This window comes from Actinomadura sp. NPDC023710 (genome assembly GCF_040639875.1).
GTDB classification, from domain to species: Bacteria; Actinomycetota; Actinomycetes; order Streptosporangiales; family Streptosporangiaceae; genus Spirillospora; species Spirillospora citrea.
Genome location: NZ_JBFAGB010000049.1, coordinates 51283 through 65732 on the forward strand (window position 1 = coordinate 51283; position 14450 = coordinate 65732).

At 72.3% G+C, this 14450-nt stretch carries 17 protein-coding genes; 7 read left to right on the top strand and 10 right to left on the bottom strand.

Annotated features, from left to right (window positions below):
- Nucleotides 1-219: 219 nt before the first annotated feature.
- On the top strand, nt 220-1494 hold the full coding sequence (locus AB0H37_RS38740) for an aspartate kinase (protein WP_089310728.1): 1275 nt from the start codon (nt 220-222) through the stop codon (nt 1492-1494).
- Nucleotides 1495-1669: 175 nt separating this feature from the next.
- The gene (locus AB0H37_RS38745; protein WP_329097501.1) at nt 1670-2764 is read left to right on the top strand and encodes an aspartate-semialdehyde dehydrogenase; all 1095 of its coding nucleotides are present in this window, start codon (nt 1670-1672) and stop codon (nt 2762-2764) included.
- Here AB0H37_RS38745 and AB0H37_RS38750 read toward each other — a convergent pair.
- Nucleotides 2754-3173: a nuclear transport factor 2 family protein gene (locus tag AB0H37_RS38750; RefSeq protein WP_360617613.1), complete on the bottom strand. Its 420-nt coding sequence runs from the start codon at nt 3171-3173 to the stop codon at nt 2754-2756. The genes AB0H37_RS38745 and AB0H37_RS38750 overlap by 11 nt on opposite strands.
- A gap of 93 nt (nt 3174-3266) precedes the next feature.
- Between AB0H37_RS38750 and AB0H37_RS38755 the strand changes: the two genes are divergently transcribed.
- Entirely contained in the window at nt 3267-3935 is a 669-nt protein-coding gene (locus tag AB0H37_RS38755; protein WP_329097505.1) for a TetR family transcriptional regulator, read from the top strand.
- Here AB0H37_RS38755 and AB0H37_RS38760 read toward each other — a convergent pair.
- The 4 genes from AB0H37_RS38760 to AB0H37_RS38775 all read right to left on the bottom strand — a co-directional run bounded on the left by AB0H37_RS38760 (nt 3913) and on the right by AB0H37_RS38775 (nt 8442).
- On the bottom strand, nt 3913-4641 hold the full coding sequence (locus AB0H37_RS38760; RefSeq protein ID WP_360617614.1) for a hypothetical protein: 729 nt from the start codon (nt 4639-4641) through the stop codon (nt 3913-3915). The two genes, AB0H37_RS38755 and AB0H37_RS38760, sit on opposite strands and share 23 nt — an antisense overlap.
- Nucleotides 4642-4788: 147 nt before the next feature.
- Nucleotides 4789-6552: a prolyl oligopeptidase family serine peptidase gene (locus AB0H37_RS38765; protein ID WP_360617615.1), complete on the bottom strand. Its 1764-nt coding sequence runs from the start codon at nt 6550-6552 to the stop codon at nt 4789-4791.
- 158 nt (nt 6553-6710) lie between these two features.
- Nucleotides 6711-7955 carry an SUKH-4 family immunity protein gene (locus tag AB0H37_RS38770; protein WP_360617617.1) on the bottom strand — a complete coding sequence of 415 codons (1245 nt, stop codon included), beginning with the start codon at nt 7953-7955 and terminating at the stop codon, nt 6711-6713.
- A 106-nt stretch (nt 7956-8061) separates the two neighbouring features.
- Nucleotides 8062-8442: a hypothetical protein gene (locus AB0H37_RS38775; RefSeq protein ID WP_360617619.1), complete on the bottom strand. Its 381-nt coding sequence runs from the start codon at nt 8440-8442 to the stop codon at nt 8062-8064.
- Nucleotides 8443-8505: 63 nt separating this feature from the next.
- Between AB0H37_RS38775 and AB0H37_RS38780 the strand changes: the two genes are divergently transcribed.
- Nucleotides 8506-8994, top strand: a complete 489-nt coding sequence (locus AB0H37_RS38780; protein ID WP_360617620.1) for a MarR family winged helix-turn-helix transcriptional regulator — start codon at nt 8506-8508, stop codon at nt 8992-8994.
- A 21-nt stretch (nt 8995-9015) separates the two neighbouring features.
- Here the strand turns inward: AB0H37_RS38780 and AB0H37_RS38785 are convergent, their stop codons facing one another.
- Nucleotides 9016-9885 (bottom strand): serine hydrolase, encoded by an 870-nt coding sequence (locus tag AB0H37_RS38785; protein ID WP_360617622.1) that lies wholly within the window; start codon nt 9883-9885, stop codon nt 9016-9018.
- A gap of 68 nt (nt 9886-9953) precedes the next feature.
- On the bottom strand, nt 9954-10727 hold the full coding sequence (locus tag AB0H37_RS38790; protein WP_329097517.1) for a MerR family transcriptional regulator: 774 nt from the start codon (nt 10725-10727) through the stop codon (nt 9954-9956).
- A gap of 127 nt (nt 10728-10854) precedes the next feature.
- Here AB0H37_RS38790 and AB0H37_RS38795 point away from each other — a divergent pair, with 127 nt between their 5' ends.
- Nucleotides 10855-11085, top strand: a complete 231-nt coding sequence (locus tag AB0H37_RS38795) for a hypothetical protein (protein WP_179831342.1) — start codon at nt 10855-10857, stop codon at nt 11083-11085.
- Between the two features lie 10 nt (nt 11086-11095).
- On the opposite strand, the gene AB0H37_RS38800 is transcribed toward AB0H37_RS38795, so the two are convergent.
- The 3 genes from AB0H37_RS38800 to AB0H37_RS38810 all read right to left on the bottom strand — a co-directional run bounded on the left by AB0H37_RS38800 (nt 11096) and on the right by AB0H37_RS38810 (nt 12556).
- Nucleotides 11096-11239 (bottom strand): hypothetical protein, encoded by a 144-nt coding sequence (locus AB0H37_RS38800; RefSeq protein ID WP_179831341.1) that lies wholly within the window; start codon nt 11237-11239, stop codon nt 11096-11098.
- Between the two features lie 13 nt (nt 11240-11252).
- Nucleotides 11253-11525, bottom strand: a complete 273-nt coding sequence (locus AB0H37_RS38805) for a hypothetical protein (RefSeq protein ID WP_218934873.1) — start codon at nt 11523-11525, stop codon at nt 11253-11255.
- A 95-nt stretch (nt 11526-11620) separates the two neighbouring features.
- A complete protein-coding gene (locus tag AB0H37_RS38810; protein WP_360617623.1) occupies nt 11621-12556 on the bottom strand; it encodes a LysR family transcriptional regulator in 936 nt (311 codons plus the stop codon).
- 88 nt (nt 12557-12644) lie between these two features.
- Between AB0H37_RS38810 and AB0H37_RS38815 the strand changes: the two genes are divergently transcribed.
- On the top strand, nt 12645-13763 hold the full coding sequence (locus tag AB0H37_RS38815; protein ID WP_360617624.1) for a diaminopropionate ammonia-lyase: 1119 nt from the start codon (nt 12645-12647) through the stop codon (nt 13761-13763).
- Between the two features lie 136 nt (nt 13764-13899).
- Entirely contained in the window at nt 13900-14352 is a 453-nt protein-coding gene (locus AB0H37_RS38820) for a hypothetical protein (RefSeq protein ID WP_179831338.1), read from the top strand.
- Nucleotides 14353-14450: the final 98 nt, after the last annotated feature.

Below are 14450 nucleotides of genomic sequence, written 5' to 3' on the forward strand. Positions count from 1 at the left end.
CGCGTGCATCGGCCATTAAGAATCCATGGCGCGTACATTCTGGGCCACGGTCGTCCATACCGCCCGGCCCGTCACGCGATCACTCCGGGGCGTGCCCGCCCGGCGGCCGCGTCCGGCCGCCCCAGGGGCAGGAGAGTTACCTGGTCGTGATCCATGGGGTCCCCCTCTGTAGACTCGACGACCAGAAACGCCCGACCCCGATCCGAGGAGCGCCCACTCGTGGCTCTTGTCGTGCAGAAGTACGGTGGCTCCTCCGTCGCCGACGCCGAAGGCGTCAAGCGGGTCGCCCAGCGCATCGTCGCAACGAAGAAGGCGGGGAACGACGTGGTCGTCGTGGTCTCCGCCATGGGCGACACGACGGATGACCTCATCGACATGGCCAAGCAGGTCAGCCCCCTGCCGCCCGCCCGTGAGCTGGACATGCTGCTCACCGCCGGCGAGCGGATCTCGATGGCGCTGCTGGCCATGGCCATCGCGAACCTGGGCCACGAGGCCCGCTCGTTCACCGGCTCCCAGGCCGGCGTGATCACTGACGGCTCGCACGGCAAAGCCAAGATCATCGACGTGACGCCGGGACGGATCCGGACCGCGCTCGACGGCGGCTCGATCTGCATCGTGGCCGGGTTCCAGGGCGTGTCGCAGGGGACCAAGGACATCACGACGCTCGGCCGCGGCGGGTCCGACACCACGGCCGTCGCGCTGGCGGCGGCCCTGGACGCCGACGCCTGTGAGATCTACTCCGACGTCGACGGCGTCTTCACCGCCGACCCGCGCATCGTGCCCGCCGCCCGCAAGATCCCGAAGATCTCCTACGAGGAGATGCTGGAGATGGCGGCCAGCGGGGCGAAGATCCTGCATCTGCGCTGCGTGGAGTACGCGCGCCGCTACAACATCCCGATCCACGTGCGGTCCTCGTTCAGCCAGAAGGTGGGCACGTGGGTCGTCGACAGCAGCGAGATCGAAGGACAGGACATGGAGCAGGCGATCATCTCCGGCGTCGCGCACGACCGGAGCGAGGCCAAGATCACCGTGGTGGGAGTGCCCGACAAGGTCGGTGAGGCCGCCACGATCTTCACGGTGCTGTCCGAGGCCGAGATCAACATCGACATGATCGTGCAGAACGTGTCGGCGGCGTCCACGGGGCGGACCGACATCTCGTTCACGCTGCCGTCCACCGACGGGCAGAGCGCCCTCACCGCGCTGAACAAGCTGAAGGAGAAGATCGGCTTCGAGTCGCTGCGCTACGACGACCGCATCGGCAAGGTGTCGCTGATCGGCGCCGGGATGCGCTCGCACCCGGGCGTCACCGCCTCGCTGTTCGGCGCGATCGCCGAGGCCGGGGTGAACATCGAGATGATCTCCACCTCGGAGATCCGGATCTCGGTCGTCGTCGCCCAGGACGACATCGACACCGCGGTCGCCGCAGCGCACCACGCGTTCGACCTGGACGCCGAGCAGGTCGAGGCCGTCGTCTACGGGGGCACCGGCCGCTGACCGCACGGCTCAGCGGGCCGCGCGGATTCCGTGCGGCCCGCTTTGTCGTGTTCGTCCTGTGGCACACGACGCTGACGCCGGCCGCCGGCCGTGGCAGGGTCGCTGAGGGAACCGGCCGCACGCGGCGGGAGTTGGACGTGCGGACACGACTCGACGGCGAGAGGGTGGCGCGACCATGGCCCCGAATGCCCGGCCGGCCGGCACGAGGACCAGGGCGACGGGCGGGCCGACGCTCGCCGTCGTCGGAGCCACGGGGGCCGTCGGGGCCGTGATGATCGACCTGCTGTCCACCCGCCGCGACGTGTACGGGGAGATCCGGCTGGTCGCCTCGCCCCGGTCGGCGGGACGGACGCTGCCGCTGCGCGGCGCGGACGTCGAGGTGGCGCCGCTGACGCCCGAGGTTTTCGACGGCGTCGACATCGCGATCTTCGGGGTGCCGGACGCGGTGGCCGCGCGGTGGGTGCCGGTCGCGACGGACCGCGGCGCCGTGGCGGTCGACAACTCCGGGGCGTTCCGGATGGCACCGGACGTGCCGCTCGTCGTCCCGGAGGTGAACCCGGAGCGGGTGCGCCGGCGTCCGCGCGGGATCGTCGCGAGCCCCAGCTGCACCACGCTGTCGATGATCATGGTGATCGGGGCGCTGCACCGCCGGTACGGGCTGCGCGAGCTCGTCGTGTCGTCCTACCAGGCCGCGTCGGGCGTCGGGCTGGAGGGCGTCGACACCCTGTACGAGCAGATGGAGAAGGTCGGCGGCGACCGGGCGCTCGGCAACCGCGCGGGCGACCTGCGCTGCGCGGTGGGCGAGTTCGGACCGTTCCCGGCGCCGCTCGCGATGAACGTGGTGCCGTGGGCGGGCGAGGTCCGCGACGGCGGCTGGAGCTCGGAGGAGCTCAAGATCCGGGAGGAGTCGAGGAAGGTGCTCGGCCTGCGCGACCTGCGGGTGACGGCGACCTGTGTCCGCGTCCCGGTGGTGACGGCGCACTCGCTGTCGGTCCACGCGGTGTTCGAGGACCGGGTCGACCAGCGGGAGGCGCAGGCCGTCCTCGCCGGGTCGCCTGGCGTCGTCCTCTGCGACAACCCGGAGACGCAGGAGTTCCCCACGCCCGCGGACGTCGTCGGCACCGATCCCGCCTGGGTGGGGCGGGTGCGGCGCTCGCTGGACGACCCGCGGGCGCTCGACCTCTTCCTGTGCGGCGACAACCTCCGCAACGGCGCGGCGCTCAACACCGCCCAGATCGCCGAGCTGGTCGCCGCCGAACTCACTCCCTGAGAGCCGCGAGGATGGCGGCGGTGTCCAGGTAGAACGGGCGGAACTCGCTGACCAGGCCGTCCCGCACCGTGATCCACTGCAGGACGGACGTGTCCACCTCCCGCCCGGTCACGCGGGCCCGGAACACGCAGTCGTTGCGGACCGTGACCGTCTCGCCGTCCACCGCGTAGTGCTGCTCGCGGAACGTCAGATCCGACCACAGCCCGCTCATCACGGCCATGAACCGCTCCATGCCGTCGTGGCCGCGCCACGTCCCGCCGTAGGGGAGGCTGGGCGCCTGGTACATCACGACGTCCGGGGTGAGATGAGCGGCCATCACTGAGAAGTCCCCCTTGCCGGGGCCGCCGGCGGCCAGGTAGTCCGCCTCCGCGGCGTAGAAGCGTTCGAGGGTTTCCAGGGCGTTGGTCATGCTCGGTCAACACCGCTCCCCGGCGCCGGGTTGCACCGCGCGGCGGATGGTGGCATGAGCGGGAGGTCGTACTCGGGCTTTAGGGTGGCATGCGTGACCGAGACGAAGGCCGTGAAGTCCGAGCAGACGCGCGCCCTGATCGTCGAGACGGCGCTGCGCCTGTTCCGGGAGCGCGGATACGAGCAGACGACGATGCGGGCGATCGCCAAGGAGGCGGGTGTCTCGGTCGGCAACGCCTACTACTACTTCGGGTCCAAGGAAGAGCTGATCCAGGCCTACTACGACGAGCTGCAGGACGAGCACGTCGCCGCCTGCCGGGCCGTCCTGGACGCCGAGCGCGAGTTCGCGCCCCGGCTGCTGGGCGTCCTGAAGGCCCGGGTCGACACGATGGTCCCGTACCACGAGTTCGCCGGGAAGTTCTTCAAGTTCGCCGCCGAGCCGACCAGCCCGCTCAACCCGTTCAGCGCCGAGTCCGGACCGGCCCGCGACTCGGCGGTGGCGATCTACCGCGAGGTCGTCGAGGGCTCCGACCTGAAGATCGACAAGGAGTTCCGGGCGGAGCTGCCCGAACTGCTGTGGATCTACTCGATGGGCATCGTGCTGTACTGGGTGCACGACAGCTCGGCCGGCTGCCGCAAGACCTACCTGCTCGTCGAGCGGACGGTCCCGCTGGTCAACCGCATGGTCGCGATGTCGCGCATCCCCGGGTTCAAGTCGGTGACCCGCGAGCTGGTGGGCATCATCCGCGAGGTCCGCGCCTGATCGTGATGTCCCAGTGGTCCTTCTCGCGGGCGAACACGACGCCCTCGGGGGACCGGTGGAGCCGCGCGCCGTCCCCCCGCACGCCGATGAACGGGTAGCGCCGCACCGCCTCGTCGACGCAGATCCCGGTCGCGATGTCGACCTTGTAGCCGTTCGCGTGGCTGTGGACGCCGCCCGCGTGGCCGTGCTCGGTGCCGCCGGTGACGGTGACCTCGCAGCCGCTCGACTCCGCGAACTCGATCAGGCTCCTGATCGTCCCCCACCGGATGCCCTCGAAGGACGTGCAGGTCCGCACCGTCCGGTCGGAGCAGCCGCCGGTGGAGCGCCAGCCGATGCCGCTCGCCCGCAGCGCGTACTCGGCGAACTGCTGGTCCAAGCGCTGGGAGTTCGGCAGGTCCGGCAGGACGTCCCGCGGCGGGACGGTCCGTTTGCGAGCGGCCTGCAACCCGACCTCCGGACGGGACGCGGGCGCCGGGCTGAGCAGGCGCCTGGCCGAGGACGGCGGTCCGGCGTCGGGGAAAGGCCGCGACACGAGTGAAGGGCGCGTCGCGGCGGACGCGCGGGGCGGGGCGAGCGCGAGCATGGTGCCGGCGATGGCGAGGGCGGTCGCCCCTGCGGCCAGGCGGAACGCCGGGCGGTGGGCCAGGCCGGGCGCCCGGCGGCGCCCGGACGGCATGACGCAGTGGATGCTGCACGGCCGTGGCATGTGCGGTCCCCCCGATCGGTGATGTCCGGGGGGCGAGAGCCGGTCCTCGCTGGACCGGTGGTGCGTTCGGCCGATCGGAGGGATGCCCGAAGGGGCGATCTTGTAAACCCGGGACGGGCGAGGCGGCCCGCCCGTCCCGGGGAAAGATCACGACATGCCGAGATGTTTCCGGGCGAAGCCGATCTCGGCGGCCATCTGAGTGATGCGCTCCTCGACGACGAGGGAGCCGTGGCCCGCGTCGTACCGGTACACCTCGTGCGGGTGCCCCAGTTCGGCGAGCCGCGCGAGGTAGTTGTCGATCTGGCGGATGGGGCAGCGCGGGTCGTTCTCCCCCGCCAGGACCAGCACCGGCGCCTTGACCTGCGCGACGTAGGTGATGGGGGACGACTCGCGGTACCGCTCCGGGACCTCCTCCGGCGAACCGCCGAACAGGGACCGGTCGAACGCCTGCAGCCCCTCCATCTCGTCCTCGAACGCGGCGACGTAGTCGGCCACCGGAACGGCCGCGACCGCGACGCTCCAGTCGTCCGGCCGGGTGCCGATGCCGAGCAGGGTGAGGAACCCGCCCCATGATCCGCCGGTCAGGACGAGGCGCGCGGGATCCGCGAGGCCCGACTCGACCGCCCAGTCGCGGACGGCCTTGACGTCCTCCAGTTCGGTGATGCCGACGCGCCCCTCGATGGCGTCGCGCCATTCGGAGCCGTAGCCGGTCGAGCCCCGGTAGTTCACGCGGACGACCGCGAACCCGTGGTCGACCCACGCGGCCACGGTGGGGGCGAACGAGTCGTCGTCCTGCGCGGTCGGCCCGCCGTGGATGTCGAAGACGGTCGGGAAGGGGCGGTCGCCTTCCGGCTTGCTGACCAGCGCGTGGATGCGGCCGGCCAGGCCGTCCACCCACACGTCCTCGACCGGGACGGACGGCGGCGCCGTGGACCCGGGCGGGGTGAGCACGACCGCGCCGGACGTCGAGCGGATCACCGGCGGCTCGGCGGCGGACGACCAGGAGAACTCGACCGTCCCGTCCGGCCGGACGTCGGCCCCGCCGAGCACCCCGCGCGGCGTGTCGATCCTGGTCAGGTCCCCGTCGGTCAGGTCGTAGCGGTAGAGCTCGTCGCGCGCCTCGTGCGAGTGGGAGATCAGCAGCGCCGCCCCGTCCGGGTACCAGCTCGCACCGATCTCGCCGGGCAGGTCGAGCACGATCTCCTGCTCGGTGCCCGCGACCGGGTCCCAGATGAGCATCTCGTCCCGGCCGCGCCGCTCGTGGTTGACCAGAAGCCGCGAATCGCCGTCGACCGGAGCGAAACCGGCGCCGTAGACGCCCTTGCCCGGTCCGTCCCAGAGGTCGGCGATCGGGGAGCCGTCCTGCCGCACGACCCGCAGCGCCATGTGGCGGCTGTCGCCGTGCTCGCTGTGCCCGATCGCGATCAGGGACTCGTCCTGTGAAACGCCGGCGACGTGGGCGTCCTCCGCGTGGTGGTAGAGCACCTCCGGCGCGGCGTCCGCCCGGCACAGGTGGACGGTGTTGCCCTCCTCGGTCGTCCGCCCGATCACGGCGAGGCCGCTGCGGCCGAGGGCCAGCCCCGCCGGATACGACGGCTCCAACTCCGGAACGGCCGGTGCGCTCTCGGTCTCCCCGAACGGGACGCGCTTCCACACGCCGAACTCGTCGCCGTCCGTGTCGGCGAACCACCACACCCATGCGCCGGACGGGTCGACGGTGCCGTACCACGTCCCGTTGGGGCGGTCGGTCACCTGGCGCTGCTCACCCGTCTCGCGGTCCCACGTGTAGACCTCCCACGTCCCGCTCACGTTGGAGCGGTAGATGCTGCGGCTCGGGGCGTCACGCGCCCATCGAGGCAGGCTGATCCGCGCGGCCCGGAAACGCGCCTTCCAGCGCTCGTCGTCGACCATCCCCCCAGTATCGCCGAGCCCTGGGCCGCGGGCAGCCGGTCACGGGGGTCGGCCGTATCTTGAAAACTCGGCCCGGAGTCGCCTACCGGCTGCGCGGTGGCCGAGCACCTGGCGCGAACGCTGCCGCCACCCCGTGCGACGCCGTCCCGGCCGGCCCCTCAGGTTCGGCGGTCGGCGGGAGCGAGGATGAAGGTCGTTCCCTCGTCTTCGGGGGTCTTCACCGCGAGCTCCGTCTCCGCCAGGGCTGCGGCGATCTCCTCGCGGTCGCCTGCCCAGCCGAGGTACAGCTCGTCGACCAGGTCGCCCCTGGTGTCGAAGGCGTCGTCATGGCTCTGGGTGTTCCAGAAGACGGCCTTGAGCGACTCCGCGTCCTGGGTCTGCTCGGCGACGCGTTGCCAGCATCCCGACGTGGTGGGCCAGAGGGCGGGCTCGGCGACGTAGCCGTTCGCGGCCAGGCGTTCGAACGCCCGCACGATCCGGCACAGATCGGAGGTCTCCCCGGGGACCAGGCAGGTCACCGTGCCCTCGCCCGGCCCCTGGGTGTCGTGGACCGCCGCCATGAGCCGTTCCATCGCGGCGTCGTAGTCGTCCTCGTCCTGCGGTTCCTCCTCAGGGACGCGGACCACGAGCCCCTCCCGGGCGAAGACCGCCTGGATCTCCGAGGGAAGGCCGCCGCGCCAGCGGACGTCGACGTCCCGGAGAAGAACGCCGTCGGCGGAGAACGCGTCCGAGAAGTCCTCCGGCAGGGCCAGCAGTCCGTACTCGTCGGTCGCGGACGCGAACTCCTTGGCCGTGACTTGCCGCCACCCCTTCTCCTCCAGCCGGTCGAGGGCCCGGTCGAGGGACTCGCTGTGCGACTCGGCGGGCGAATGCGCCCGCTCCCGCCTGGCCGCCTCCCGCCGGAGACGGGCGACCGCCATCGCCCACCAACTGTGCGGATGGCCGAACGCCTCGGGATCGAGCTCCGCCAGGCCCGCGGCGATCTCCGCCAGGCGGGCCTTGTCGTCCGCGGGCCGCTCCGCCCAGGGCGAGTACACGTACGCGCCCAGCCGGGAGACGAACTCGGCGAAGGACCGCAGCGTGGTGTTCACCATCTCGAACTGGGGCTCCTCGTCGCCCTCTCCCGGGGAGAAGAGAACGACGACGCCCTCGTTCACGTCGAGGAAGTACAGCATGTCGCCGTCGGGCCCGGTTCCGCCCAGGATCAGAGCCCGGTTGTCCTCGTTCAGCGGGAGGACGGCGAACAGCCCGAGCGGCCCGTCGGGGATGTCCGTGCAGAAGTACCCGCCCGCGTCTCTGGGCAGCCCGGTCTCGGTGAGAAGCATGAGGTCGTCCTCGGACAACCCGAGTTCGCTCCCCGTCGCGACGTCCAGGGTGACGACGCCCTCCTCGCCTGCGGCCACGGCGTTCCCTCCAGAGAGATGAGTTCCGGCTAGAAAGGGACCGTAGTGACCCGCTCGCGCCGTGTCTCCGGATCGCCGACATTGACGATCATGCCGCCTCCGCCGGTCAGGGGGCGGGGGCGCCCGCCACGAAGGTGCGTTCCTGGGGGGACGCCACCAGTTCCACCGTGGTGCCGGGGCGGAGGTCCTCGCCGAGGACATCGGTGATCGCGTCGGTGAGGGCGGCGGCCAGGGCGGCGGTGATCTCGGCGGCGTCGGGGCGGTCGAAGGCGGCGGCGCGGACGCCCATGAGCAGCGAGATGGTCGTGTCCACGGCCTTGCCGCCCCGCGCGAAGCGGCCGGCGGGGACGCCGGACAGGCGGATGCTCGCCAGGTCGCGGGCCCACTCGCCGTAGACGCCGACGATCGCCTCGGTCAGCGCGGTGATGAGCTCGGACTCGTTGCCCGCCAGCTTGTCTTCTGGCAGGTGGACGGTCAGATGCGGCACAGTGGTCCCCGTTCTCTTTGGCCTCAAAGGCTTTGACCTCAAAGGTACTTGCGGAGGGTGCCGATGTCCACCGAATCGGGCGGTCCGGCCGTCGACGAGGCCGTCCGCACCCTGCTGCTGCTCATGCCGCGGCTCGTCGGCCGCGCCAAGCGCCTGCCCATTCCCCCGGCCCTCCAGGGGCTTGACCTGGCGCCGCGCCATCTCGCGCTGCTGGCCCACCTGGAGTACGACGGCCCGGCCGGCGTCAACGAGCTCGCCGGCCGGCTGGAGGTCGCCCCGACGACCGTCAGCCTCATGGTGAGCGACCTGTCGCGGCCGGGCGTCCTGGAGCGCACCGCCGATCCCGACGACCGCCGCCGCCGCATCGTCGCCATCGCGCCCGCCTTCGCAGCGCCGATCGCCGAATGGCTCTCCGGCAGTGCCTCGGCCTGGGAGCGCGTCATGCGCGACCTCGCCCCCACCGAACGTGCCACGGTCGTCAACGCCTTGCGTGCTTACGAGGCCGCCCTGGAGCAAGGCCCCGCCGAACGTCCGGGCACGGGGCCGCAGTAGCGGCCTCCTGTGCGGTACTGATCAGGCGTTGCGGGCGTCCTGCGTTCGGCCGGGCGGCGTCGGGCGCTTCATCGTGGCCAGGCTGTGGTGGACGGTGCGGGCCACGCGTTCGATGGTGGCGATTCCGTAGCCCATGGACGGGGTGTCCTGCGTGAGCACCACGATCATGTAGTCCTCGCCGTGCCCGTCGAAACCGCCGATGCTGTGGACGCGCCAGTGCCGTCCCGGGCGCGGCAGCCAGCCGTTCTTCACGTGCCAGGTGACGTCGGCGGGACGTCCCGCGGGGGTCCCCCACCGCTGCGCCGGGACGACCTCGTGCATCAGCCCCAACGCGTACGCGCGGGCCTTGGCGGGCAGGAGCCCCCTCGGCGAGGTGAGCTGTTCCAGCAGCTCGATCTCGTCGTGCGCGGTGATCCGGGTCAGCCCCCAGTGGCCGCCGGGATCCAGTTCGGTCTGCGTCATCCCCGCCCGGTCGAGGAAGTTCGCGATGCGGGCGCGTCCCACCGAACGCCACAGGGCGGACGTCGCGCGGTTGTCCGAGCGGGTGATCATCCTGCGGGCCCGGATCCGCTCGGCCGCCGTCAGCGGGCGGTCCTCGTCGGCCGCCCGGCGCAGCAGCGCGCCGAGGACCGTGACCTTGACGACGCTCGCCGAGTCGTAGTGCCGCCCGGCCGCGACCGCGCAGCGGATGCCGCGCCGGCGGTCGTAGACCGCGACGGACTCGGTTCCGGTGCGGCCGCGCAGCGCGTGCCTGATCCGCGCGCCGAGCCGGTCGGCGGCCTTCGGGTGCCGGGACGACGAGCAGGGGCCGTCCGGGGCCGCGGCCCGGGCGGGCGCGGCGGCCGGCAGCAGCGCGGCCGCGAGCGCGAGCGCGGCGATGGATCGTGCCATCCGGCCACGCTAATGATCATGAAAGCCGGGGCGGGGCGTCTGACGGCCGTGCTTCGGTAAAGGACCGCTCAGGGAGTGGCCAGGCGGCCGAGCAGCTCGTCGATCGCGCCGCGGACCTGCCGGTCCATGGCCCGCGCGAAGCCGGCCTCGACCGTGACCTGGGCCCCCGGCCGCAGCCGGGCGATGGTCTCGGTGAGGGCCCCGAGGTCCCGGTCGTCGACGGCCTCGTCCAGGTGCCCGACGACGTGCGTCGTGATCAGCCGGACGAACATCGCGGCGAGGTCGTCCATGCTGCGCTGGAGCTCCTGGCCGGCCGCGAGCACGGCGTCCAGCGGCACCCCGACCCGGACCAGTGTCACCGTCGCGTCGAGCTGGCGGCGGCTCCAGTGGGTGACGCGGTCGCCGTCCACCTCGATGTGGCCGAGCGCGACGGCCCGCTCGACGGCCTCCGGGCCGACCTCCCCGGGGAACAGCGCGGCCAGCTCCTCCAGTGTCATCGTCACCGGGACCTCGTTCGACCACGGGGTCGTGACCGCCTTCTCGACGCCGAGGACGGTGCCGATGTCGCGGCCCTGCTCCCACGCGGCCAGCAGCTCGCGGATGCCCTCCAGGGTGTGCCCGCGGTCCAGCAGGTTCCCGATCATGCGGAGGCGGGCCAGGTGGTCCTCGGAGTACAGGCCGATGCGTCCCTCGCGGCGGGGCGGCGGCAGCAGCTTGCGCTCCTGGTAGTACCGCAGCGTCCGCACCGGGACCCCGGCGGCCGTGGCGAGTTCGCCGATGCGGTACTCGCGGGCGTCGGCGCCGGGACGGCCGCCCTGTTCCTCCGTCGGCTCTTCGCTCACGGCGGCCAGCATAGTTCGCGGCCGGTCCAGGCCACGTCCCGTATCGCGCGACGACGGAACGCCGGCGCGGTCGCGCACGTCAGATCCCCCGTCGTCGTCGACACCCCTGCCGGAGAGAAGGCAAAAGATGGTGAAATCCCGTTCCGCGGCCCTTGCGCTCGTCGGTCTGGTCGCCGCGTTCGGGCTGACCGCCTGCGGTCAGGACCGGTGGTGCGAGCATGACGCGACCGACACGAAGGTGAGCGATCGCTTCTGCAAGAACAACACCCCCGGGTACGAGTGGGAGTCGGACGGCGGAGGCCACAAGAAGAAGTCCTCCAAGCACAAGACGACCAAGAAGACCAAGTCGCGCCACTGACCCCCGCGGGTCAGGTGACGCGCCGGACGGTCCTGGTCCTGCGCTGCCGGCGCCGGGGCGGCTCGTCGGCGGCGTGGGACGCCTCGGCGGCGAGCAACTCGGCGAGCGAGCGGGGGAGGATGTCCTCGCGGCGGTCGGCGAACGGTGAGCGCATGATCCCTCCCGGGTCAGGCGGCGGTGGTCAGGTCGGGGTAGATCGCGTGCACGGTGCTGAGCGCCCAGCGCATCCGGGCCAGGTAGGTCTCCGGGTGGTCGCCGGCCTCCTGGGCGACGGCGGCGACCCACGCGGCGCTGTCTCCCCCGCAGGCCCCGAGCCGGGCGTTGATCGCGGTGCGGACCTGCTCGGCGGAGGGACGGTCGGACTCCTGCAGCGGGGAGGTGAACAGGATCTCGGCGAGGTCGGAAGCGTTCATCGTGGTGAAGCTCGGCGTGGTCGACATCGGACTGCCTTCTTCCTGCGGGAGACTTCCTCGTCACCCTTCTGCTGACTACGACTCTGCCTTCCTGCTGAATTCATCGCCATAGGGGAAAACCCCTATTCACGGTGGAGTCTTCCCCCTGGCCATCCCTGATCCGGACCCTGGGGACGGGCGGAGAAGGCGTCCGCGAGGGCTTCGCGGAAGGCGCGTACGGCCGGGTGGGAGCCGCCTCCTCGGCGGGACGCCGTGAACAGGTGCCGCGTGCGGTGCCCCTCCGGCAGCCGGACGACCGGTACGGCAGGCGGACCGTCCTGCCACACCAGGCCCGGCAGCAGCGCGGCGGCATGCCCGCGCTCGACCAGCCGCAGATGCAGCAGCAGGTCGGTCGACTCGAACCGCACGTCCGGCTCGAACCCGGCCTCCCGGCACAGCCGCGTCGCCCACCGCCGGGACGCCGTGCCCTCCGGTTCCATCACCCACGGGCTCTCCGCCAGGTCGCGCAGGGCCGCGTCCGGCGACCGCGACGGGAGCGCGAGGCGGATCTCGTCCGTGCCGAGCTCCGCGTGGTCGACGCCCGCCGGGCGCGGGCTCGGGTCGCCCGGGTACTCCTCGGTGATCACGAGGTCGAAGTCGCGCGCGAGCAGGGCGGGCAGGGCGCTCTCCGGCTCCCGCTGCGTGACCTCGATCCGGAGCCGCGGATGGGCGCCGCGCAGCGCGCTGAGCGCGTCCGGGACGAGCGCGAGCGCGGCCGTCTGGAACGCGGCGACCCGCAGCACCCCCGTGATGCCGTGCAGGGACGCGGCGAGGTCGGCCTCCGCCAGCTCAAGGCGCTCCAGCACCGCTTCGGTGTGCGCGACGAGGATCTCGGCCTGCGCGGTCAGCCGGACGCGGCGCCCCACCGGCTCCAGCAGCGGCACCCCCGCCTCCTTCTCCAGGACGGACAACTGCTGCGAGATCGAGGACGGGCTGTAGGAGAGGGCCTCGGCGACGGCGGCGAGCGTCCCCCGGTGCTTCAGCTCGCGCAGGAGCCGGAGCCGGTGCAGGTCCAGCATGACCGCTCCATTCATCGGCTTGGGTGATGATTATCGCTCGGAAACATTCGCTGGACTGATCAGATTCCGATGCGGCACGGTGTTCGCCATGGTCACGGCTCCCGCCTCGCTTGCTCGGTCGTCCTGGTTCGCCCGTCCGGCCGCGCGGGACTGGACGTGCCCGCCCGCGCCGCGCGACGTCGCCGCCTTCCATCGGACGCTCCCCGGCCACGCCCCGACGCCGCTGGTGGAACTGCCCTCGCCGGCGGCCGAACTGGGCGCCCGGCGGCTGTTCGTCAAGGACGAGTCGGCGCGCCTCGGGCTGCCCGCCTTCAAGATCCTCGGTGCCTCGTGGGGGGTCCACCGGGCGCTCTGCGACCGTCTGGGCCTCGCGCCCGGCGCCACGTCCCTCGCGGTTCTGCGGTCCATGCGGCCGGACGTCCGGCTCGTGACGGCGACGGACGGCAACCACGGGCGCGCGGTCGCGGCGATGGCCCGGCTTCTGGGGCTGCCTGCGGACGTCCACGTCCCGCACGGGGTCCACCCCGGGGCCGTGGCCGCGATCAAGGCCGAGGGCGCGGCCGTGACCGAGATACCGGCGCCCTACGACGAGGCGGTGCGGGCCGCGGCCGATGCCGCGGCGTCCGACCCGTCGGCGCTGCTCGTCCAGGACACGGCGTGGCCCGGCTATGAACGCGTGCCGCAATGGATAGTCGAGGGTTACTCCACCCTCTTCACCGAGATAGACGAACAACTCGCTGAGGCAGGGGCCGCCCCAGCGGGCCTTGTGGCGATTCCAGTCGGGGTCGGGTCGCTGGCCCAGGCGGCTGTGACTCACTACCGCTCGGGACGATCCGCCCCCACGTTGCTCTCCGTCGAACCCGATGCGGCGCCCTGCGTGCTGGCGAGCCTCCACCAGGACAGGCCGCTGACCGTCGAGACGGGGTCGACCACCATGGCGGGCCTGAACTGCGCAACTCCGTCGACTCTCGCTTGGCCCGTCCTACGCGCCGGCCTGGACGCCGCCGTGGCGGTCACCGATGCATCCACGGCCCGCGCGATGCGTGACCTGGCCGACCTCGGCGTTCCGGCCGGGCCGTGCGGCGCCGCCTCCCTCGCCGGTGCCCGCGCGGCCCTGGCGCCGGACCGCCGTCCGCTTCTCGCGTCCGGGCACGAGGAGACGATCGTCCTTCTGATCACGGAGGGCCGGGCCGCCAACCCCGCTTAACGACATTTCGGAAAAGGGGGCAGCGCATCCGACCTACGCGCCGGTAACATAGCCCCACCGCATCCGCCTGGATCGGTGTGCTCTCGGCCAACGCTCCCGGTCCCGCCCGGGGACGAGCAACGAGAGGGGACGCGCCATGCAGCCCACTCTGGACCAGTTCCTCACCGACCGCCTCGACGAGATCACCGCAGAGGTCGCCGGTGAGATCGCCGAGCGCGTCCCCGCCTACACGCACCTGAGGGCGCGCGAGATCCTCGCCCTCGTCCGGGACGCCCTCGCCGCCTACACCGGCGCCCGCGAGACCAGCACCGTGCTCGACGCGTTCCGCGCCCTCGGCGCCTGCGAGGCCCGCGCGGGGCACGACGTCCGCCACTTCGAGTCCGCGCTGCGCACCGGCGCCCGCGTCCTCATCCGCCGGACGGCCGGCGCCGCCGCGCGCCTCTACCCGCCGACGGCCGAGTACATCACGGTGATGGAGCAGGCCTTCAGCGCCGAGGGCCGGATCGTCCAGGCCGCCGTCGAGGGCCACCACCGAGCCGGGCGGCGCGACGGCACGCGGCGCCTCCCCACCCTCATCTCCGAGAACTAGGCCGTGTTTCAAAGTCCCGGCCCACTTCGCTCGCCTGGCGGCTCGCTACGTGACCGGACCTGGGCGAACGCGGCATCGCTTCGCGATCAGCCCGGTTT